The sequence below is a fragment of the Nitratireductor basaltis genome (assembly GCF_000733725.1).
Taxonomy (GTDB): domain Bacteria; phylum Pseudomonadota; class Alphaproteobacteria; order Rhizobiales; family Rhizobiaceae; genus Chelativorans; species Chelativorans basaltis.
The window spans coordinates 2,368,034-2,388,529 of sequence record NZ_JMQM01000001.1 but is presented as its reverse complement, the minus strand read 5'-3'; the positions used below and the strand labels follow the sequence as shown (position 1 = coordinate 2,388,529).

The window sequence follows — 20,496 nt, the reverse complement described above, 5'->3', positions numbered from 1 at the left end:
ATCAGAGCGTGCGCTGAACGTGTTCCACGCGGAACGCTTCGATGACGTCCCCGGCGCGGATGTCTTCGTAGTTCTCGAAGGCCATACCGCATTCCTGACCGCCCGAAACCTCGGACACTTCGTCCTTGAAGCGCTTGAGCGTCTTCAGCTTGCCCTCGTGGATGACCACGTTGTCGCGGATGAGGCGTACGCCTGCACCACGCTCGACCTTGCCTTCGGTCACGCGGCAACCGGCAACCTTGCCGACCTTCGTGATGTTGAAGACCTCGAGGATCTCGGCATTGCCAAGGAAGGTCTCGCGGCGTTCCGGCGAAAGCAGGCCGGACATGGCGGCTTTGATGTCGTCGATCAGGTCATAGATGATGTTGTAGTACCTGATCTCGATGCCCGACTGTTCGGCCGCATCGCGGGCCTGCTTGTTGGCACGGACATTGAAGCCGATGATGGCCGCTTCCGAAGTCTCGGCAAGCGAGATGTCGCTCTCGGTGATGGCACCTGCGCCCGAATGGACGACACGTGCACGCACCTCGTCGGTGCCAAGCTTGTCGAGTGCTGCAACGATGGCTTCGATCGAACCCTGCACATCGCCCTTAATGATGAGCGGGAACTCTTTCAGACCCGAGGTCTGGAGCTGCGACATCATCTGTTCGAGCGAGCCGCGCTGGCCGGCCTGGCGGGCAACAGCCTTTTCGCGAGCCACACGCTGGCGGTACTCGGAGATCTCGCGTGCCTGGGCCTCGTTCTCCACGACAGCGAAGCGATCACCAGCCTGCGGCGTGCCCTGAAGACCAAGGATCTCGACCGGCGTTGAAGGACCGGCTTCCTTGAGCTGCTGGCCCCGCTCGTTGACCAGCGCACGCACACGGCCCCACTCGTTACCGGCGACGATGATGTCACCGGTCTTGAGCGTGCCGGCCTGAACGAGCACCGTGGCAACCGAGCCACGACCCTTGTCGAGCTTGGCTTCGACGACAACGCCTTCCGCGGTGCGGTCCGGATTGGCCTTCAGTTCGAGAATTTCGGCCTGAAGGATGATGGCTTCGAGAAGCGCGTCGAGATTGGTGCCCTTGATGGCGGAAACCTCGACATCCTGAACCTCACCACCCATGGATTCCACGAAAACCTCGTGCTGGAGGAGTTCGGTGCGGACCTTCTGGGCATTGGCTTCGGGCTTGTCGATCTTGTTGATGGCAACAATGATCGGCACGCCCGCAGCCTTGGCGTGATTGATGGACTCGATTGTCTGCGGCATGACGCTGTCATCGGCCGCAACAACCAGGATCGCGATATCCGTCGCCTGCGCACCACGGGCACGCATGGCGGTGAAGGCCGCGTGGCCGGGCGTATCGATGAAGGTGATGGTCTGGCCATCCTGCTCCACCTGATAAGCACCGATATGCTGCGTGATGCCGCCAGCCTCACCAGAGACCACATTGGCCTTGCGGATGGAGTCCAGCAACGAGGTCTTGCCGTGGTCGACGTGACCCATGATCGTCACGACCGGCGGACGCGGCTTCAGATCGTCCGGGTTGTCCTGAATGTCGAAGAGACCTTCCTCGACATCGGATTCCGAGACGCGCTTGACCGTGTGTCCGAACTCGACCGCGACCAGCTCTGCCGTATCCGCGTCAATCACGTCGCCGGGCTTCATCATCTGGCCCTGCTTCATGAAGTATTTCACGACATCCACGGCACGCTCGGCCATGCGCTGGGCAAGCTCCTGAATGGTGATCGTCTCTGGCAGAACGACTTCGCGAGCGATCTTCTCGCGCGGCTCCTGCGACTGCGCCCGGCGGAACTTCTCCTGCCGGCGGCGCATGGACGACAGCGAACGTCCGCGGGAATCGTCATCCGAAAGCGCGGAGTTCAGCGTCAACTTGCCGCGACGGCGCTGATCGGCGCCTTTCGGCTTGGGAGCCGGACGGGTTGGAACTTCCGGCTTGACCGGTGCGCCGCGCTTTGGCGCGTGGCCTGCACTGCGGCCCTTGCGATCATCATCATCATCTGCCGGTGGCGGCGTTGGCTGAGCCTGCTGCGGCTCAGGCTCCGGAGCACGCTTGCGTGCCTCTTCCTCGGCCTTGGCACGGGCTTCGGCTTCCGCCTTCAGACGAGCTTCTTCCTCTGCCTGACGGCGTGCGGATTCCTCACGCTCCTTGCGGCGCTGCTCTTCCTCGACCGCGCGGCGCTTGGCATCTTCCTCGGCGCGCTTGCGCTCTTCGGCTTCACGAACCTTGGAGTCCTGGAGCGCGCGGCGGCGGGCTTCCATCTCGTCGCGGGAAAGCTCGTTCAGCACAACGCCGGAGCGCTGTGGCTGCTGTGGCCGTGGGCGCTGGGGTGTAGCCGGACGCGCAGCAGGAGCCGGACGCGCAGGCTTTGCAGCCTGGGGCTTCGGTGCCGCGGGCGCTGCCGGCGCTTCGCTGCGCTCATCGGGCCGCGTGAATTTCCGCTTCTTCGTCTCGACGACGACAGCCTTGGTGCGCCCATGCGAAAAATTCTGACGCACGGTACCCTGGTCGGAGCCGGGCCGTTTCAGCGTCAGCGTCTTCTTAGCATTGACGCTCAGCGTCTTGTCGTCACCAGATTTCGTATCCGTCATTCCGTATCCTCTATGGCGCCCGCCGCGCCCGGCAAAGCCGGCTCGGGTTCGATACCCCTGTAAGCCGCCAATGCAGTGATGCGCTTAAGTGCAGCCTCTCCCGGTCCCTGACCGAGCACGGCTGCATGTATCACATTTGTGGCCCCCATTGCCAAACTCATTTCCTGTTCGGAAAAGAGCCTGATCGCAGGAACCTGCGGCCCACCGAGATGGGCGACTGATTTTCTTGCAGCCGCAATCTTGCGGATGCCATCCGGAGAAGCTTCGATCGCGTGCAAGACGCCAGCGGCCTTGCCGCTTCTGACCGATGCTTCCACTTTCGCCGCACCCAATGCCACGGCACCGGCCTTGCGCGCAAGGCCAAGCGTACCAAGAGCAGATGCAGCATATAGCCGATCGACCTGTTCGGCGAGGTCTGAAGGCGCTTTCACGGGCGCTTTCAGGCCCCGTGCGAAAAGATTCTTCGCGACTGCCTTCTCGACAATATCGCGGCGCGGTGTCACCCAGCAGCCGCGGCCCGGAAGATTACGCTTGAGATCGGGAACAACCGTGCCGTCAGGCCCCTCGACAAAGCGAAGAAGCCGCTCGGGCGTGTCGCTCTGCCGGGTCACAATACATGTGCGGTCGTTCATTGCGTTCTGCAAGACCTGTCTTCCGAAACTGTTTCACCTCAGCCTTCCGCAGAATCTGCAGCAGGGGCTTCGGTTGCCTCAACGTCTTCGCCTTCAGCCTCAACTTCCTCTTCGTCAGAAGCGAGATCCTCTTCCGTGATCCAGCCCATGCGAAGGCGTGCGGCAACAACCATCTGTTCGGCTTCCGCGCGGCTGACATCGAATGAAGAGAGAACACCTTCATTGAAGGTCGTCTCTCCGTCCTTGCGCTCCTTCCAGCCAACAAGGTCATCGACAGCGTAGCCGGCGAAGTCCTCGATGGTCTTCACATCGTCTTCGCCGAAGGCCACCATCATCGCGGTGGTGACGCCCGGGATCTCACGCAGTTCGTCTTCGACGCCCAGTTCCCTGCGCTTGGCATCATGCTCGGCCTCGATACGTTCGAGATATTCGCGCGCACGGGTCTGTAGCTCGACGGCCGTGTCCTCGTCGAAGCCGTCGATGGACGAAATTTCGTCGGCATCGACATAGGCCAGTTCCTCGACGCTGGTGAAGCCTTCCGAAGCAAGCACCTGACCGACCATCTCGTCGACATTGAGCGCTTCCATGAAGAGGCCGGAGCGCTCGGTGAACTCCTTCTGGCGGCGGGAGGATTCTTCCTCTTCCGTCAGAATGTCAATGTCCCAGCCCGTCAGCTGCGAGGCAAGGCGCACATTCTGGCCGCGGCGGCCGATGGCCAGCGAAAGCTGATCGTCGGGCACGACAACCTCGATGCGCTCGGCATCCTCGTCCAGAACAACCTTGGCGACTTCTGCAGGCTGCAGCGCGTTGACGATGAAGGACGCGGCATTCTCGTTCCACGGAATGATGTCGATCTTCTCGCCCTGCAACTCGCCGACGACCGCCTGGACGCGGCTGCCGCGCATGCCTACGCAGGCGCCGACCGGGTCAATGGACGAATCGTGGCTGATCACTGCGATCTTGGCGCGCGAACCCGGATCACGGGCAACCGAGCGGATCTCGATGATGCCGTCATAGATTTCCGGCACTTCCATGGTGAACAGCTTCGCCATGAACTGCGGATGCGTTCGCGACAGGAAGATCTGCGGGCCACGCTGTTCGCGGCGAACATCGTAGACATAGGCGCGAACGCGGTCGCCATATTTGAAGATTTCGCGCGGGATCAGTTCATCGCGACGAATGATCGCTTCACCGCGACCCAGATCGACGATCACATTGCCATATTCGACGCGCTTGACCGTGCCGTTGACGATCTCGCCAATGCGGTCCTTGTATTCGTCATACTGACGGTCGCGCTCGGCTTCGCGCACCTTCTGGACGATGACCTGCTTTGCCGACTGTGCCGCGATGCGGCCAAAATCCATGGGCGGAAGCTGCTCGGCGAGGAAGTCGCCGGGCTGCGCGTCCGGATTGCGGGTGCGCGCATCCTTGAGAGCGATCTCGCGGGCCGGTTCCTCGACCGTCTCGACCACTTCCATCAGGCGCTGCAGCTTCATCTCACCGGTCTGCGGATTGATGTCGGCGCGAATATTGGTCTCCTGACCATAGCGCGAGCGCGCGGCCTTCTGGATCGCGTCGGCCATGGCCGCGATCACGATCTTCTTGTCGATGGACTTCTCGCGCGCCACGGCGTCGGCGATCTGCAAGAGCTCCAGCCTGTTTGCACTGACTGCCATGTCTGTCTCCCTGGGGCTTGTATCCGCCGGACTTCAGCCGGCGCAAAACTCAGTTGTCGTCTTCAGCCGTCCCGGCTGCATCATTGTCCGTGCCGCGGCGGCGCTCTTTCTTGCGCCGGCGGCGATCTTCCTTGTCCTGCTTCAGCGCTTCCTTGATGAGAGCGTCTGTCAGCATCAGCTTGGCTTCCGCGATCGTGTCGAACGGGATCTCAACGCGGGCTTCCTCGCCTTCGCCGGCCTTCTCGTTCTCGATCGTCACCTTCTCGCCGTCACATGCCACGATGGGACCGCGGAAACGCTTGCGATTGGCGACGAGGATATCGGTCTCGATACGCGCTTCGTGGCCGATGGCCGCTTCGAAGTCGGAAACGCGGACCAGCGGGCGGTCAATTCCAGGTGACGAGATTTCCAGCTGGTAGGCGCTGTCGATCGGGTCCTCGACGTCGAGAACCGGCGAGATCGCGCGGCTGACTTCCTCGCAGTCATCAACCGTCATGGATCCATCGGGTCGTTCGGCCATGATCTGCAGTGTCAGCTCATCCTGCGTGGACAGCTTCACCCGCACCAGCCGGTAGTTCATTGCCTGCAGCACGGGAAGAACGATGCCTGCGACACGGGCATCGGTTCCCGTCTCCTTGATGATGCGATCGTCTTCGACTGGCTTGTTGATCATATGCGGTACCGGCCCTGAACTTGCGTGTGCGGCCTGCCGGTAACAAAAAAGAGCGGGACCGGTCGGACCCACTCTTCGCCATGCAGACCAAGAATTTGAGGCCTGTATACCCTTTCCGGCTGCGCAATTCAAGCGGGATGCCCGAAGGGTGCAAATTGTCATTGCTTTCCATTGTGCATTGCACCAAACGCATGGGTGGCTTGCAGCATTGTCTGTTCCGCAAACGCCTTGCAGCGCCTATTTATGTTGCATCGCACAAATCTTGGAAGGAAGACCCATGCGCACCCGTAAGGTACTCTCTGGTATCGGTGGATTTTTCGATCTCGTCGGCAGCGCAATGGCCGTTTCGGCAGCTGTCCGTGACCGTCGTCCTGCCCGCAGCTCCGATCTGAGCCGTCTCGGTATCGATCCGGACCAGTTTCGCCAGATCAACCGCTACTAAGCGGTCGTATTCGGCTCAAGGGCGGGGGGCACCGAACTTGAGCCGAACCTAACTCCCGATGCGCACGAAAGTGAGATAGGCCGGTCTCCGGCCTTCTCGGATCGCCTTTGCTTCATAGCGCGTGCCAGGCCAGCCTTCGTAGGGCGTATGCCAGTCCTCCGCGCTCTGCGCCTGCCACTCGAAGGCATCATGCCGCCGGCAGTGCTGCAACGTCCAGTTCACATAAGTGTCGATATCCGAGGCGAAGCGGAAACGCGCGCCAGGCTTCATCACGCGCGCAAAACGATCCAGATTGACCGCGCTCACGAAGCGCCGCTTCCAATGCTTCTTCTTCGGCCAGGGATCGGGATAAAGCAGGTCGATACCGCTGATCGCATTCTCCGGAAGCCAGTCGAGAAGCTGCGTGGCGTCATCATCATAAAGGCGCAGCGTTTGTGGCAATTCGCCTTCAATGGCTGAAGCGAGCTTGGCCATGCCGTTGACGAAGGGCTCGACACCGATGAAACCTGTGTCCGGATAACGGGATACCTCGTTGAGCAGGTGCTCGCCGCCACCAAACCCTATCTCCAGACGCACGTTCTTCACCGCTGCCGGAAACAGCTCTTCCAGTCGGGCAGGAGGCCGGGACGTCAGGTCGATCTTCAGCCGGGAGAGCGCTGTGTTCAGCGCCTCGTTCTGCTGCGGGCGCAGACGCTTGCCGCGACGGCGACCGAAAAACGCCTCCGTTGAACGCTCAGGATGCTCTTCGGCCATTTTCACTTACCTCAAGGACGGCGCGGATGCGCCGTCGCTGTTCGTCTTGTTTGCGGATAGGCTCAGGCGGCCTTGGAGAGCGAGCTCTTGAGAGCCTTCACCAGATCCATGCGCTCCCAGGAGAAGGAGCCGTCACGACCCGGCTTGCGACCGAAATGACCATAAGCGGCAGTCTTCGCATAGACAGGCTTGTTGAGGTCCAGATGGCGGCGGATGCCGGACGGCGAAAGGTCCATGACATCGCGGATGGCAATCTCGACCTCTTCTTCGCTCACCTTGCCCGTGCCATGCAGGTCTACATAGACAGAGAGCGGCTGCGCAACGCCGATGGCGTAGGAAAGCTGGATGGTGCAGCGCTCCGCCAGATTGGCAGCAACGACATTCTTCGCGAGATAGCGCGCCGCATAGGCGGCAGAACGATCAACCTTCGTGGTGTCCTTCCCCGAAAAAGCGCCGCCGCCATGGGGAGCTGCACCGCCATAGGTGTCGACGATGATCTTGCGCCCGGTCAGGCCTGCGTCGCCGTCTGGCCCGCCGATCACGAATTTACCGGTAGGGTTGATGTACCAGTTGCAATCGTCGGCGACACTCAGGCCGCCTTCGGAAAGGGCCTGGCGGATATAGGGCTCGACGACCTCGCGCACCTTCTTGCTGTCCCAGCTCGCATCAAGGTGCTGGGTGGACAAAACGATCTGCGTCGCCTCGTAGGGCTTGCCGTCCACATACCGCACTGTCACCTGGCTCTTGGCGTCGGGTCCAAGAAGGGCCGCGTCGCCTTCGCCGGCCTTGCGTGCTTCTGCAAGCAACTGAAGAATGCGGTGCGAGTACCAGATGGGAGCAGGCATGAGGTCAGGCGTCTCGCGGCAGGCATAGCCGAACATGATGCCCTGATCGCCGGCACCTTCCTCGCCCTGCTTGTCAGCAGCGTTGTCGACGCCCTGGCCGATATCCGGCGACTGGCCATGCAGCAGCACATCCACGCGCGCGGTCTTCCAGTGAAAACCGTCCTGCGCATAGCCGATGGCCTTGATCGCGCGGCGCGCAGCCGAACGGAACTTGGAAGGATTGATGACCGGGTTGCCGCTGGCATCCATCAAGATTTCGCCGGACTTGTCACGCTTGAGCAGGCTCTGCGGCACGCGCACCTCACCGGCGATCACAACGCGATTGGTCGTGGCAAGAGTTTCGCAGGCAACGCGGACCTTCCACGGGTCCATGCCTTCTTTCTTCGCCTCGCGATAGACGAGGTCCACGATCTCGTCGGAAATCCGGTCACACACCTTGTCGGGGTGACCTTCGGATACGGATTCACTTGTAAAGAGATAGTTGCTGCGTGCCACGGGTAACCCCTCTGAGTAAGTCCGGCTCGACTGCCGGTGAATTGGCCGCACTGTGTTAGCCAATCGCCTGTCAGAGGGTCAAGAAGTTATGGCGCAAACACCAGAATGTTGCGCCTTCCCGTCACGAAAGCGTCATGTCCGCCGGCAATGCGGCGGACATCGAAATGCTATTCCTCGGCGTCGGCAAGCGCCTTCACCAAATCGAGAACCTTGCGGCGCAGCTTCGGATCGGAAATCTTTACATAAGCCCGATTGAGCTGGATGCCCTCGGAGCTGTTGAGGAAGTCGGTTACATAGGATGCACCGTCCTCTGCCATGCCTGGAGCCGGCTGACCATCTTCGCCCGGTGCGCCTTCGAAGAAGAAGGATACCGGTGAGCTGAGGATGGAGGCGATCGCCTGAAGGCGGCTGGCACCCACGCGATTCGTACCCTTTTCGTATTTCTGGATTTGCTGGAATGTAATTCCCAGGCTTTCGCCAAGCTTCTCCTGGCTTATCCCAAGCATATTGCGCCGCAGCCTTATGCGGCTGCCGACATGCACGTCGATCGGGTTAGGTTTCTTCTTGTTGTTCTTGTCCATTTAATCCTCGCCGTTCGCCAGCGGCCTTCCCAAATTGCAAGCGCCTGAGCCGGAGCCCTGCGCTGTTGGTAGTTAAACGTTCAATCAGGTCGTCCTGACTATGCTTGCCTCACGGCTGAAAAGTCAATTCGTGCGACCAACGATCCAAGCTACAAGGGCGAAAACACCAAGAAATGCGAGAAAAATAGCCTCACGAACTTCGTTTTGCCCAATAAGTATTCTTTTTGCACGCTTCGGCAGTGCAGGCAAGTCGATTACGCCTGTTGTTCCGATTGCGATTGACTCCAGAATGCGCCCGTTTCCGTCTATCGCAGCCGACAGCCCTGAGTTGCTGGCGCGAAGGATCGGAGTGCCGGTCAGGGCTGCGGTTGCCTGCGCGTAACGCAACTCCTGATATGTACCCAGTTTGGTGCTTCTGCCCGCGGGGTTGGAGAGGTGAAGGATGACGTCCGCATCTTTCACCTGCTCGAGAACCCGCCTGAAAAGCAGAATTTCCGTGTCAAACAAAGATAGAGCCTTCACGTTTGTTGACAAGGGGAGTGTTTGTCGCGGCCCGCCGGCAGTAAAGCTCGGCCGGTTATCCGCTTCATTTGGTTCATCTTTTTTCTGCAACCATGCGGAGAAAAAATTTCGCTCGATGATTGGAAGAAGGGTTTTCTTGTCGGATGCCCCTACAATCTCACCGTTGTGATTAACTACAGCCACCGATTTGTATAGACGCGGTGTATCACCCTCTTCGGTGCGAAAGGTTCCAGTGACTAGAACTTCGCGATTATTCACAGAAGAAGCTATCTTTTCGAGAATTGCAGGGTTTTGCGTAAGAACGGTCGGCAGAGAAATGCCAGGCCACAAGATTACAGTCGATTTGTCGCTAGTCGATTTGAACTGTCTTTGAGCAGAAATAAGAACATTCAGATTATAGTCTGCATTATTTATAATTTTATCTATTGAGGATGCTGTTTGCACGATGCGCGCTGCTGTTGCCGGATCGTCAGGATGTGCCTGATCGAGCGCGAATATGCCAAATCCCAGATGGGCTGCCAAAAGCGCGATTGCTAGACCGATTGAACTAGTCGCGTGCTTTCCGTGTCCGAGCGTTGCGGGGGCGGAAAACACGAAGACGGCCAGCGCAGCCATTCCTGCCATTCCGATAAGGCTCGCAGACTGCATGAGCACGGGCGCAGGCATGGCTGTCATGGCCAATGGATTGAAGGCAAAGCCCGGCAGCAGTGCCGAGCGCAGCCAGTCAGCAGCCGCAAGTGAGAAGGCGAGGGCGGCAAGACGGCCGACACCCTCCGTCCAGATGATGCCGGCAAACGCGGCGCCCAGACCATAGAAGACGCCGCAAATTGCCGGATAAAGAAGAAGGGCCAGAGGAAATGCCCAGGCGAGGTCGGGGCCGCCTTGCAACATTCCTATTGCAAGCCACCATGTGGAGGCGAGGGAATATCCAAAGGAAAACCAGAAGCCGGTTGCGAAAAAGGCGCTCAGTGCCGGGAGCCGGCTCTTTTCAGCCGCGATGCCATCGAGCACCCAGACCAGAAGCGCGAACGAAACAAAGCCGACTGCGGGAAAGTCGAAGGGCGCAAGTGTCAGCGCCAATGCGGCACCGCTGGTGATCGTCAGGAGCCAGCGCTTCAGCCCCGACAGAAGAATTACGCGATCGGCGAGAGTTTCCATGAGTATCCAGGCTCGAATCAGCTGCATACAGATGTATCAGCCTCAATCGAGCGCTCCAACGGCCAGCATCAGCCGCGGAGATGGATCAGGTCTCGCCCGCGCGCACCTTGTTGCGCCGACGGCGCTCTGCAGCGCGTCCCTGCACGATACGCACACGCTTCACCCGGCGCGGGTCAGCGTCAACCACGTGAAACTCGAAGCCGGGAATGGCCTGCACCACCTCGCCACGCGCAGGCACGCGGCCCAGCGCGTTGAAGATCATGCCGCCGATCGTGTCCACTTCCTCGGCATGTTCGCCGGCATTGAAGCCGTCGCCGATGGCCTTGGCGACATCATCGATCTCAGCCTTGGCGTCGACCAGGAAGATGCCGTCGCCTTTCTGCTCGATCATCGGCTCGTCGTCATCATGCTCGTCCTCGATGTCGCCGATAACCATTTCGACGATGTCCTCGAGCGAGACGAGACCATCGGTGCCGCCATACTCGTCGATGACCAGCGCCATCTGGATACGCCCGGCCTGCATGCGCGCCATCAGGTCCGAGGCAAGCATGGAAGGAGGAACGAAGAGCAGCGAGCGCACGAGGTTCAATTCGGAAATCGTGCGGTCGAGATCGACATGGCCCAGGTCGAGAAGTTGCGAGGCTGCAGTCTTGGCATTGCGACCGCGGCCCTTGCGATGGCGCGATGTGCGAATGAGGTGACCCACCACATCCCGGATATGAACCATGCCGCGCGGGTCATCCAGCGTCTCGCCATAGACAGGCAACCTGGAATGGCCGGATTCCTCGATGTGAAGAAGCAGGTCGCGCAGCGTCGTGTTCAGCTCCACCGCCTTGATGTCGGCGCGTGGTACCATGACGTCATCCACGCGCAATTCGCGCAGGCGCAGAATGTTCTGAAGCATCGCCCGTTCGCCAGGCGAGAAGGCCGTTGTGTCTGCCGTATGCTCATCCAGGGCATCGGCGAGATCCTCGCGGATCGTGGAATTGTTGCGCAGTCCGAAGAAGCTCCCCAACGCCTGCCATAGTCCGGGGCGTGAGGGCTGTCGCTGCGCACTGCTACTAGGCCCCTCTTCGCTATCGGGAGAAGGTGTCGCCTGTTCGCTCTCAGGCACCGCGCCAAGCGCGCTGATAGATGTGTCTGTCATTGTCTTTCGATGGTTCAAAACTCAAAGTTAGGCATAGGGATCACTGATCTCAAGACCTGCCAGGATCAGACGTTCCATCGCCTCCATCTCCTCGGCTTCGTCATCACTCTCGTGATCATACCCCAAAAGGTGAAGAAAACCGTGAACGAGAAGATGGGTCAAATGATGGTCGAAGCTCTTGCCTTCTTCCTCCGCCTCGCGCTCCACGGTCTCGCGTGCGATGACAATGTCACCAAGCACCTTCGTGGTGTCGCCGGGAAATACACCACTCGCCGCTGGAAAGGAAAGCACATTGGTCGGCTTGTCCTTTCCTCGAAAATCGCGGTTCAGCACCTGGATATGTGCGTCATCGGTAAAAAGCAGACTGACCTCGAACAGAGAGGGTGCTTCGGTCTTCTCTGCCGCCGCCGCGAAAGCGCGCCGCGCAGAAGCTTCAAGCTCCGCTTCGTCTGGCCAGTCTCCTGCCTCAACGGCGCAGGCAACAAGAATGCCTTCAGCCATTGGTCTCCGGAGCCTTGCGGTCATAGGCTTCGACGATGGCAGCCACCAGTGGGTGGCGCACCACGTCTTTCTGATTGAACTTCACCGTCACGATACCGGGAACATCGCGCAGCACGTTGAGCGCCTCGACGAGCCCTGACTTCGTGTTCGGCGGCAAGTCGATCTGGCTTGGATCACCAGTGATGATCATGCGCCCGTTCTCGCCCAGACGGGTGAGGAACATCTTCATTTGCATCGGCGTCGTGTTCTGCGCCTCGTCGAGGATGACAACGGCATTGCCAAGCGTGCGGCCACGCATGAAGGCAAGCGGCGCGATCTCGATGACATCGGCAGCAAGCGCGCGCTCCACCTTGTCGGCGGGGATCATGTCGTAAAGCGCGTCATAAAGCGGGCGCAGATAGGGGTCGACCTTCTCGCGCATGTCACCTGGCAGAAAGCCCAGGCGTTCACCAGCCTCGACGGCTGGCCGCGAAAGAATGATGCGATCCACGATGCCGCGTTCCAGAAGCATGGCGGCATAGGCCACGGCCAGAAAGGTCTTGCCGGTGCCCGCAGGCCCGATGCCGAAGACGAGCTCGGCCCGTTCCAGCGCGCGCATATAGGCGTCCTGATTGGCCGATCGTGCATAGACGGTGCGCTTGCGCGTGGAAATCTGCGCTGCAGCAAGCTTGCCCTTGCGCTCCAGGGTTGGAAGGCTCAACTGATCGTCGGCTGCAAGCGACAGACGCAATGCGCCATCCACTTCCGACGGGGTGAGTTCAGTGCCGCCCTGGACGAGTTCGTAGAGATAATCGAGCGCTCGGCGGGCCTGTTCGGCGGCGATTGGCTCGCCCTTGATGGCGACCTGGTTGCCCTTGGAGGAAACATCGACGCCGAGCTTCTGCTCGATGCGCGCCAGGTTTTCGTCAAACGGGCCGTAGAGCGTGCCCGCGAGCTTGTTGTCATCGAAAGTCAGGACGATATGGGCCATATCCGACGCCCCGACAGGCGTATTCTTCAGCTCGGTGCTGGCATTCAAACGCTTTGTTCCCTTCGACGCGGTGACAAGGGTCACGCTACCTCTGTTGCCGATATAGGGCCTGCGACCGGCTCCGCAAAGAGGCTGTTACTCCCCGCCTTGCTGATTCTGACATCTATAATCTGACCGATTTCGCCCAGCCTTTCATCAACAATTACGGGCTGCAGCCAGGGAGAACGTCCCACAAGCTGTCCAGCCTCACGACCGGGCTTCTCCAGAAGGAGTGATATCTGTTTTCCTACAAGGCTTTGGGCAAATTCACGCTGCTGTTGATAAAGGAGGTCCTGCAGTCTCTGCAGGCGCTCGCTTTTCACATCTTCTGCAACATGACCATCCATGTCGGCGCCGGGTGTGCCTGGGCGAGGAGAATATTTGAAGGAGAATGCCTGCGCGTAGTTCACCTCGCGCACGATGCGCATGGTCTCCTGAAAATCCTCTTCACTCTCGCCCGGGAAGCCGACGATGAAGTCGCCAGACATGGCAATGTCGGGCCGGGCCTCGCGGATGCGCTCGATCAGGCGCAGATAGTCGTCATGGGTGTGCTTGCGGTTCATCGCCTTGAGGATGCGGTCCGAACCGGACTGCACGGGAAGATGCAGATAAGGCATCAGCTTGTCGAGATCGCGATGGGCGGCAATCAGCGCGTCATCCATGTCGCGGGGATGGCTGGTCGTGTAGCGCAACCGGTCGAGGCCGGGAATTTCGGCAAGGCGAAACAGAAGTTCGCCCAGACCCCATTCGCGGCCATCCGCCCCTTCGCCGTGCCAGCCATTGACGTTCTGGCCAAGTAGCGTGACCTCGCGCACGCCCGCTTCCGCAAGACGTTTCGCTTCCGCCACGATCTGCGAGACTGGCCGGGAAACTTCCGCGCCGCGCGTATAGGGAACCACACAGAAAGTGCAGAACTTGTCGCAGCCTTCCTGCACGGTAAGGAAAGCGGTGACACCACGCTTGCGCGTCACCTTGTTCTGCGCTGCCGGCAGATGCTCGAACTTGTCTTCCAGCGCATATTCCGTCTCGACGATCTTCTCGCCGCCACGCGCACGCTTCACCACCTCGGGCAGACGGTGATAGGTCTGCGGTCCGATAACGAGGTCGACCACCGGCGCACGGCGCAGGATCTCGCGTCCTTCCGCCTGGGCAACGCATCCTGCAACGCCGACAATCGTCTCGCGGCCTTCGGCTGCGCGCTCATCCTTCAACTGACGGATTCGGCCAAGCTCCGAATAGACCTTCTCGGCAGCCTTTTCGCGGATATGGCATGTGTTGAGCAGAACGAGGTCGGCCTCCTCGATGCTGTCGGTCGGGCCATAACCTTGCGCGGCCAGTGCATCGGCCATGCGCTGGCTGTCATAGACATTCATCTGGCAGCCATAGGTCTTCACGAAAACCTTCTTAGCCGCCACCGAAGTCGCGCCGGCATTGCCTTCAGCGGCAGCGGCGTCCGAATGATGCAAAGAATTCTGTTCCATGCCGCGTGTCCTAACGCTTTTACATGTCAAAAAACAGACGGTTTTTGCTCTGCCTGCTTTCTCTGTTCACGCAGCACCTCCACAAATGCGTGAAGCGCGGCCGACTTTTGCCGCCTGTGTGGATAGTAGAGCTTGTATCCACCCCATTTCGGCATGAAGTGCTGCAGGCATGGGATGAGGCTCCCCGCGGTGATCTCCGCGCGCACCAATGGCTCGAAGACATAGGCTAGGCCGAGGCCCGCCCGTGCGGCTTCCACAAGCGCGGCGGTTCCATTCACCGTCAATGAACCGTCCACATCCACTTCAACCGGCTTGCCGTCGCGATTAAACAGCCAGCGGTATCGCTCGCCGTGGGTTGGAAGGCGGTAGCCGATGCAGTCATGCGAGAGCAGCTCCCGCAGTTCCGTTGGCAGACCCATCCGCTCGACATATGCAGGTGATCCGACCACGCAGGCCTTGATGTCCTCGCTAATCGGGATCGCCGTCATGTCCTTCTCCATATGGTCGGAGAAACGTACGCCTGCATCGAATTTTCCTTCGACGATATCGACCTTCCTGTCACTCACATGCAGATCGACCTTTATGGATGGGTGGCGTCTGCGCAGTTCGGCGATGGCTGGAATGAGGATGACTTTGGCAGGATGCTCAAGTGCCGTGATCCGAAGGCGCCCGGCAGGCTCATGCGCCGCGTTACGGATCTGTTTCAGGCTGTGCTCGATCCTCTCGAGGGCCGGTCCCGCCTCATCAAGCAGGGCTTGGCCCGCATCGGTCAGACGAAGGCTGCGCGTGGTGCGCGCGACAAGTGGAACACCCAGCCGCTGTTCGAGCTCGCTGATTGTCTGGCTCACGCCGGATTGGGCCCGGTTGAGGCGCTTGGCTGCCCGCGTGAAGCTGCCGGCATCAGCCACCGCTTTCAGCACCAGCAGAGCGGCAAGTTCGTGGCGGTCCATTCATCACCTCTGGTGAAGCTGTCAATCACATTAATCAGTATATTGATAAGACGCAGGTCGATCTATCACTTTGCACAACTGCAAAGGAGAACAAGATGTTGTCACTGAAGCCAAAAGCGACCCTGATCTGGATGCTGCTGCTCCATGCCCTCCTCGCGGTGCCGCATGCCTCTGCCATGACGGTGGTGCTTGTGCCCGGACTGGGCATGGAAGGTGGGTTATGGCGGAATGTTTCGGAACGCCTCAAGGCGGAGGGAATAGAGAGCAGGATCGTGCAGCTGCCATTCACCTCCATGAAGGACGATCTTGCTGCAACAAGGCGGGTAACGGAAACCGTTGAAGGTCCGCATGTGCTGGTGGGCCACTCCTATGGCGGCATGCTGATCAGCCAGGCAGCCAAGGAGGGGGCGACAAAGGCACTGATCTATGTCGCTGCATTTCAGCCGGAAGAAGGCGAAAGCCTGGCCGAACTGAATGCGAAGTTCCCACCGGTCATGTCCGCCGACCCTTTGATCATCAGCGAGGACGGGCATTTCACGCTGAAGCAGGAGGTGTGGATGCGCGATGTCGCAAACGGGCTGGCAGCAGAAGAAGCAGCCTATTGGGAACGCGCACAAGCAGCGGCAAATATCGGCATCTTCAGTGAAACCGCGGAAGTTGCGGGATGGAAGCAGTTGCCGGTCTGGTCGGTGATTGCGACCGAAGATCGAACCGTCTCGCCTGATCTGCAGCGCTTCATGTCAAAACGCTCGGACGCGCAGGTGGTGGAAGTTGGCGGTGGGCACCTTCTCCCGCTTACCCATGCTGCCGAAATCACGGATGTCATCGTGAAAGCTGTCGATACCCTCGATTGATGACGAAGCTAGTGTTGCGCGGTGTCACGACCGCGCAGCGCCTGCCTGAGCATTGCACGTACCTGCCGTTCGGCTTCACGAGCAACGGTCTTGCGATCACCTGCTCCGGCAAAGCTCAAAGGTTCACCGAAACGAACCTCGACTTCCAGCGGTCGCGCCTTGAGCACGGTCTTCAGATGCGGCCAGAGATCAAGATCGCCGATCCAGGAGATCTGGGCGCGCTCACGGCGGTTGAGATTCATCCCGTGGCTTTTGGTGTAGGCGAGGGCGACGGGCTGTATGGTCACATGCTGGTCGTCGAGCTTTTGCAGTGCAAGTTGGGCTGCACCGAAAAGTGTCGTCTTGAAGGGCAGGACCCCATTGCCGTCACCAGTCGTGCCTTCTGCGAAAAGCACCATCGGATCACCACCCGAGAGGCGTTCGGCGATTTCCTGCGCCTGTTCTGAAGAGGAACGCTTGCGCTCCCGCTCAACGAAGACAGAACGTTGCATGCGTGCGAAAGTGCCAAGGATGGGCCAGGAGGCCATGTCCGATTTGGCGATGAAATGCACGCCGGAAATGGAGCCGAGCACGACGATATCGGTCCAGGAAACATGGTTGGCTGCCATCATCAGCGGGCCGTTCAGCGCCGGTTTGCCAAATTTGCGCACCCGTATGCCCAGCACCCAAAGCGTCATCCGGTGCCACAGGCGCGGGATGATCCGTTCATCCGGCCACCCAAATCTGAGCGCCAGCCTTTGCACCGGCATGAGCGGCAGAGTGTAGAGCGCAACCAGCACAAGCCGCGCATAAAGGCCCAAAGCTTCCATCATCCCTGCCTTGGATGAAGATCCCGGCGCATCACCAACGCATTGCTTCGCCGCGCCTGACCTTCGCCATAGTAGTCGGGCCGTTCGCCCACTTTCTGGAAACCGAGACGGCGATAGAGCGCGAGCGCCGCGACATTGTTCTCGTCGACCTCAAGGAACAGCGCTTCGGCGCGCTCATGATGGAGGTGACGCAAGGTCGCGTCCATCAGATCGCGACCAAGACCTCTGCGGCGGCACGACCGCGAAACCGAGATCGTCAAAATTTCCGCTTCGCCGGCGGCAAGACGCGCCAGCACGAAACCTTCCGCCTTCGCCTTTAGGCGACCTTCGGGTACGGCGACATAGCCGAACACGGTGGATTGGGTAACAAGTGCATCGAACTCGTCTTCCGACCACGGACGCGCAAAACTCTCCTCGTGAAGTTCCGACACACGCGCGCAATCGTCGCGCTCCAGGGCGCGGATGATGAAGCTGCGTCTGCGAAAACCGCCAAAGGAAAGCACGTCAGATGCCCCTGATCGCGAGCGCGAATTCTGACTGCGGCTTTGCGTCGGGGTCGCGCAGATAAAGCGGAACCGCCGGGATGGTGCCCTGCGCCTTGGCAGCAAGTCGGGCAAAGCTTGTTATGTCTGCCGTTGCGCTGTCGAAGTCGCAGTCACGGCCGAGGGCCCTGGCAATGCGACAGCCGCCATCGCCGACAAGGATCGTGTCCCGTTCCAGCTTCTCGCGAGCCTCATCGGCAGAGAGCAATTCGTAGTTCACGAAGGGGAATTCGGAAGTTCCGTCTACGCCCAGACAGGCAAGGCTTTCATCGCGATTGCCGGTAGCCACAAGAATGCTGCGGCCGGGATATTTTTCCCGAGCCTCGAATGCGAGCGCATCAAGCGCGTTCACGCCGCAGGTCTGGCGGTCATGCGCCAAGCCGATCCCGCGCGCGGCGGAAATGCCGACACGCACGCCGGTGAAGGAGCCGGGGCCGGAATTTACGGCCACGGCCTTGATCTGGGGATAGGAGAGCCCGCTTTCCTGCAGGGCGCGCTCCACCACATCCATCACATGTTCCGCATGCCCCTTGCCGATATCGAGCACCACCCGGCTTTTGACCTCGCCTGCGGCGCGATCATAGACGCAGGCGGCACAGAGATTGGCGGCAGTGTCGATGGCAAGAATATTCATGGGCGCCGATGTGTTATCCCGCAGCCTTCAATTCAAGGCGGCGGCGATGAAGAACCGGCTCTGTATAGCCGCTCGGCTGCTCGCGACCCTTGAAGACGAGGTCGCAGGCCGCTTGAAAGGCAATGGAATTGTCATAGTCGGGCGCCATCGGGCGATAGGCCGGATCACCCGCATTCTGCTCGTCGACGACCTTCGCCATGCGCTTGAGCGTTTCCATTACCTGCTCTTTGCTGACCACGTCGTGATGCAGCCAGTTGGCCATGTGCTGAGCGGAAATGCGCAGGGTCGCGCGGTCTTCCATCAGGCCGACATCGTTGATGTCCGGCACCTTGGAGCAGCCCACACCCTGATCGACCCAACGCACCACGTAGCCCAGGATCCCCTGCGCATTGTTGTCGAGCTCCTGCGCGATTTCCTCGTCCGACCAATTGGGGCGTGTGGCGACAGGAATGGAAAGGATATCGGAAAGCTTGGCGCGCTCGCGCTTCTTCAGCTCTTCCTGGACCTCGCGCACATTGACCTTGTGGTAATGCGTGGCGTGAAGCGTTGCAGCGGTGGGTGAGGGCACCCATGCCGTGTTTGCACCGGCTTTAGGATGTCCGATCTTCTGCTCCAGCATTGCAGCCATCAGGTCCGGCATGGCCCACATGCCCTTGCCGATCTGCGCATGGCCTGCAAGACCGCATTCAAGGCCGATATCGACGTTCCAGTTTTCATAGGCTGCGATCCAGGTCGACTGTTTCATGTCGCCCTTGCGGATCATGGGGCCGGCCTCCATCGAGGTGTGAATTTCGTCGCCGGTACGGTCGAGGAAGCCGGTATTGATGAAGACCACCCGCTCTTTTGCAGCGCGGATGCACTCCTTGAGATTGACGGTGGTGCGGCGTTCCTCGTCCATGATGCCCATCTTGATCGTGTTGGGCTTCATGCCGAGCGCGTCTTCGACCTGCGAGAAGATCTCGACGGCGAAGGCCACTTCTTCCGGCCCGTGCATCTTCGGCTTCACCACATACATGGAGCCTTCGCGGCTGTTCATGCGCCGGCCATTGGGGCCAATGTCGTGCAGTGCGATGAGAGCGGTGAACATGGCATCCATGATGCCTTCCGGCACCTCGTTGCCATCACGGTCGAGGATGGCCGGGTTGGTCATCAGATGCCCGACATTGCGCACCAGCATGAGCGAGCGGCCCTTCAGGCTGCGCTCCGACCCATCCGGCCCGTTGAAGGTCCAGTCGGGATTGAGCTTGCGGGTGAAGGTCTTGCCGCCTTTGGAAACCTCTTCCTGCAGGTCCCCCTTCATCAGGCCGAGCCAGTTGCCATAGGCCAGAACCTTGTCCTCCGCATCGACGGCGGCAACCGAATCCTCGCAGTCCATGATGGTGGTAAGTGCGGATTCCAGAACAATATCGGCAATGCCGGCCTTGTCCGTCTTGCCGATAGGGTGGTCGTGATCGATGGTGATGCCGGCAGCAAGTCCGTTGCGGCTTACCATGAGGGCATGAGGTGAGGCGGCATCGCCCTTGTACCCGGTAAACTGCGCTTCATCGCGCAGCGAAACTTCACCGGCCGACGTCTTCACAACAAGCTTGCCACCCTGGATGGAAAAGCCGGACGCATCGGCCCAGCTTGCACCGTCCAGCGGGGCGCTTTCGTCAAGAAAATCGCGTCCCCATGCAATGACCTTCGCGCCGCGTTCAGGATTATAGCCCGAGCCCTTTTCCGCGCCATCCGCTTCGGGAATGGCATCGGTGCCGTATAGCGCGTCATAGAGGGAGCCCCATCGAGCATTTGCAGCATTGAGTGCATAGCGCGCATTCATCACCGGCACGACGAGCTGCGGGCCGGCGATCTCGGCGATTTCCGGGTCCACATTGTCGGTCTGAACCTTAAAGTCCCCACCTTCCGGCAGCAGATAGCCAATTTCCCGCAGGAACGCCTCATAGGCCTCGAGGTCGGAGGGGGCGCCGTTCTCGCGGTGCCACTCGTCGATCTGGGCCTGCAGCTTCTCGCGTTTTTCCAGGAGTTTCCGGTTCTTCGGTGCCAGCTTGTGAACAAGTTCGGAGAGGGCATGCCAGAACGTTTCCACGTCCACTCCGGTGCCAGGCATCGCTTTGTTCACCGCGAAGTCGTGCAGCTCCCGTGCAACCTTCAGTCCATTGATCTCGACACGTTCCACCATTTGGGCCTCCCAAACAC

Annotated in this window: 19 protein-coding genes; 2 read left to right on the top strand and 17 right to left on the bottom strand. The window is 60.0% G+C overall.

The genetic code is table 11. From position 1 onward, the window contains the following. Position 1 precedes the first annotated feature (1 nt). The 4 genes from infB to rimP are packed head-to-tail and all read right to left on the bottom strand — an operon-like array spanning position 2 to position 5,577. Positions 2-2,596, bottom strand: a complete 2,595-nt coding sequence (gene infB, locus EL18_RS11495) for a translation initiation factor IF-2 (protein ID WP_036483125.1) — start codon at positions 2,594-2,596, stop codon at positions 2-4. Further along, positions 2,593-3,228 carry an RNA-binding protein gene (locus tag EL18_RS11490; RefSeq protein WP_036483121.1) on the bottom strand — a complete coding sequence of 212 codons (636 nt, stop codon included), beginning with the start codon at positions 3,226-3,228 and terminating at the stop codon, positions 2,593-2,595. The genes infB and EL18_RS11490 overlap by 4 nt, the downstream gene beginning before the upstream one ends. Before the next feature lie 38 nt (positions 3,229-3,266). Then, positions 3,267-4,904 (bottom strand): transcription termination factor NusA, encoded by a 1,638-nt coding sequence (nusA, locus tag EL18_RS11485; RefSeq protein ID WP_036483118.1) that lies wholly within the window; start codon positions 4,902-4,904, stop codon positions 3,267-3,269. 49 nt (positions 4,905-4,953) lie between these two features. Next, a complete protein-coding gene (rimP, locus tag EL18_RS11480) occupies positions 4,954-5,577 on the bottom strand; it encodes a ribosome maturation factor RimP (RefSeq protein WP_036483115.1) in 624 nt (207 codons plus the stop codon). 277 nt (positions 5,578-5,854) lie between these two features. Between rimP and EL18_RS18070 the strand changes: the two genes are divergently transcribed. Then, a complete protein-coding gene (locus EL18_RS18070; protein WP_200875517.1) occupies positions 5,855-6,019 on the top strand; it encodes a hypothetical protein in 165 nt (54 codons plus the stop codon). A 48-nt stretch (positions 6,020-6,067) separates the two neighbouring features. On the opposite strand, the gene trmB is transcribed toward EL18_RS18070, so the two are convergent. The 9 genes from trmB to EL18_RS11435 all read right to left on the bottom strand — a co-directional run bounded on the left by trmB (position 6,068) and on the right by EL18_RS11435 (position 15,461). Further along, positions 6,068-6,772 carry a tRNA (guanine(46)-N(7))-methyltransferase TrmB gene (gene trmB, locus EL18_RS11475; RefSeq protein WP_036483113.1) on the bottom strand — a complete coding sequence of 235 codons (705 nt, stop codon included), beginning with the start codon at positions 6,770-6,772 and terminating at the stop codon, positions 6,068-6,070. A 62-nt stretch (positions 6,773-6,834) separates the two neighbouring features. Next, positions 6,835-8,112, bottom strand: coding sequence for a methionine adenosyltransferase (gene metK, locus EL18_RS11470; RefSeq protein ID WP_036483110.1), 1,278 nt, complete (start codon positions 8,110-8,112; stop codon positions 6,835-6,837). Positions 8,113-8,279: 167 nt separating this feature from the next. Continuing rightward, positions 8,280-8,693: a helix-turn-helix domain-containing protein gene (locus EL18_RS11465; protein WP_036483108.1), complete on the bottom strand. Its 414-nt coding sequence runs from the start codon at positions 8,691-8,693 to the stop codon at positions 8,280-8,282. A gap of 123 nt (positions 8,694-8,816) precedes the next feature. Then, the gene (gene lnt / locus EL18_RS11460; protein WP_161781994.1) at positions 8,817-10,373 is read right to left on the bottom strand and encodes an apolipoprotein N-acyltransferase; all 1,557 of its coding nucleotides are present in this window, start codon (positions 10,371-10,373) and stop codon (positions 8,817-8,819) included. Between the two features lie 85 nt (positions 10,374-10,458). After that, positions 10,459-11,520: a hemolysin family protein gene (locus EL18_RS11455; protein ID WP_036483106.1), complete on the bottom strand. Its 1,062-nt coding sequence runs from the start codon at positions 11,518-11,520 to the stop codon at positions 10,459-10,461. A 27-nt stretch (positions 11,521-11,547) separates the two neighbouring features. Continuing rightward, positions 11,548-12,021, bottom strand: coding sequence for an rRNA maturation RNase YbeY (gene ybeY, locus EL18_RS11450; protein WP_036483104.1), 474 nt, complete (start codon positions 12,019-12,021; stop codon positions 11,548-11,550). After that, entirely contained in the window at positions 12,014-12,991 is a 978-nt protein-coding gene (locus tag EL18_RS11445) for a PhoH family protein (protein WP_051914215.1), read from the bottom strand. Before EL18_RS11445 ends, ybeY begins: the two co-directional genes overlap by 8 nt. A gap of 80 nt (positions 12,992-13,071) precedes the next feature. Beyond that, complete coding sequence (miaB, locus tag EL18_RS11440; RefSeq protein ID WP_036483102.1) at positions 13,072-14,511, bottom strand: tRNA (N6-isopentenyl adenosine(37)-C2)-methylthiotransferase MiaB; 1,440 nt, start codon at positions 14,509-14,511, stop codon at positions 13,072-13,074. 26 nt (positions 14,512-14,537) lie between these two features. After that, positions 14,538-15,461 carry a LysR family transcriptional regulator gene (locus tag EL18_RS11435; protein WP_036483100.1) on the bottom strand — a complete coding sequence of 308 codons (924 nt, stop codon included), beginning with the start codon at positions 15,459-15,461 and terminating at the stop codon, positions 14,538-14,540. Positions 15,462-15,556: 95 nt separating this feature from the next. Here EL18_RS11435 and EL18_RS11430 point away from each other — a divergent pair, with 95 nt between their 5' ends. Then, on the top strand, positions 15,557-16,315 hold the full coding sequence (locus tag EL18_RS11430) for an alpha/beta hydrolase (protein ID WP_051914062.1): 759 nt from the start codon (positions 15,557-15,559) through the stop codon (positions 16,313-16,315). An 8-nt stretch (positions 16,316-16,323) separates the two neighbouring features. On the opposite strand, the gene olsA is transcribed toward EL18_RS11430, so the two are convergent. From olsA to EL18_RS11410, 4 genes are read right to left on the bottom strand one after another with little or no spacing between them, the layout of a single operon-like run. Beyond that, on the bottom strand, positions 16,324-17,127 hold the full coding sequence (gene olsA / locus EL18_RS11425; RefSeq protein ID WP_036483098.1) for a lyso-ornithine lipid O-acyltransferase: 804 nt from the start codon (positions 17,125-17,127) through the stop codon (positions 16,324-16,326). Next, positions 17,124-17,627 carry a ribosomal protein S18-alanine N-acetyltransferase gene (rimI, locus tag EL18_RS11420; RefSeq protein WP_036483096.1) on the bottom strand — a complete coding sequence of 168 codons (504 nt, stop codon included), beginning with the start codon at positions 17,625-17,627 and terminating at the stop codon, positions 17,124-17,126. Before rimI ends, olsA begins: the two co-directional genes overlap by 4 nt. Before the next feature lies 1 nt (position 17,628). Continuing rightward, positions 17,629-18,300 (bottom strand): tRNA (adenosine(37)-N6)-threonylcarbamoyltransferase complex dimerization subunit type 1 TsaB, encoded by a 672-nt coding sequence (tsaB, locus tag EL18_RS11415; RefSeq protein ID WP_036483093.1) that lies wholly within the window; start codon positions 18,298-18,300, stop codon positions 17,629-17,631. Positions 18,301-18,313: 13 nt separating this feature from the next. Continuing rightward, on the bottom strand, positions 18,314-20,479 hold the full coding sequence (locus EL18_RS11410) for a malate synthase G (protein ID WP_036483090.1): 2,166 nt from the start codon (positions 20,477-20,479) through the stop codon (positions 18,314-18,316). Between the last annotated feature and the right edge of the window lie 17 nt (positions 20,480-20,496).

Excerpts from the sequence above, each read along its gene's own strand:
- infB (WP_036483125.1), bottom strand. The coding sequence starts at position 2,596 with ATGACGGATACGAAATCTGGTGACGACAAGACGCTGAGCGTCAATGCT.
- EL18_RS11490 (WP_036483121.1), bottom strand. The coding sequence starts at position 3,228 with ATGAACGACCGCACATGTATTGTGACCCGGCAGAGCGACACGCCCGAG.
- nusA (WP_036483118.1), bottom strand. The coding sequence starts at position 4,904 with ATGGCAGTCAGTGCAAACAGGCTGGAGCTCTTGCAGATCGCCGACGCC.
- rimP (WP_036483115.1), bottom strand. The coding sequence starts at position 5,577 with ATGATCAACAAGCCAGTCGAAGACGATCGCATCATCAAGGAGACGGGA.
- EL18_RS18070 (WP_200875517.1), top strand. The coding sequence starts at position 5,855 with ATGCGCACCCGTAAGGTACTCTCTGGTATCGGTGGATTTTTCGATCTC.
- trmB (WP_036483113.1), bottom strand. The coding sequence starts at position 6,772 with ATGGCCGAAGAGCATCCTGAGCGTTCAACGGAGGCGTTTTTCGGTCGC.
- EL18_RS11465 (WP_036483108.1), bottom strand. The coding sequence starts at position 8,693 with ATGGACAAGAACAACAAGAAGAAACCTAACCCGATCGACGTGCATGTC.
- lnt (WP_161781994.1), bottom strand. The coding sequence starts at position 10,373 with ATGGAAACTCTCGCCGATCGCGTAATTCTTCTGTCGGGGCTGAAGCGC.
- EL18_RS11455 (WP_036483106.1), bottom strand. The coding sequence starts at position 11,520 with ATGACAGACACATCTATCAGCGCGCTTGGCGCGGTGCCTGAGAGCGAA.
- ybeY (WP_036483104.1), bottom strand. The coding sequence starts at position 12,021 with ATGGCTGAAGGCATTCTTGTTGCCTGCGCCGTTGAGGCAGGAGACTGG.
- EL18_RS11445 (WP_051914215.1), bottom strand. The coding sequence starts at position 12,991 with ATGGCCCATATCGTCCTGACTTTCGATGACAACAAGCTCGCGGGCACG.
- miaB (WP_036483102.1), bottom strand. The coding sequence starts at position 14,511 with ATGGAACAGAATTCTTTGCATCATTCGGACGCCGCTGCCGCTGAAGGC.
- EL18_RS11435 (WP_036483100.1), bottom strand. The coding sequence starts at position 15,461 with ATGGACCGCCACGAACTTGCCGCTCTGCTGGTGCTGAAAGCGGTGGCT.
- EL18_RS11430 (WP_051914062.1), top strand. The coding sequence starts at position 15,557 with ATGTTGTCACTGAAGCCAAAAGCGACCCTGATCTGGATGCTGCTGCTC.
- olsA (WP_036483098.1), bottom strand. The coding sequence starts at position 17,127 with ATGATGGAAGCTTTGGGCCTTTATGCGCGGCTTGTGCTGGTTGCGCTC.
- tsaB (WP_036483093.1), bottom strand. The coding sequence starts at position 18,300 with ATGAATATTCTTGCCATCGACACTGCCGCCAATCTCTGTGCCGCCTGC.
- EL18_RS11410 (WP_036483090.1), bottom strand. The coding sequence starts at position 20,479 with ATGGTGGAACGTGTCGAGATCAATGGACTGAAGGTTGCACGGGAGCTG.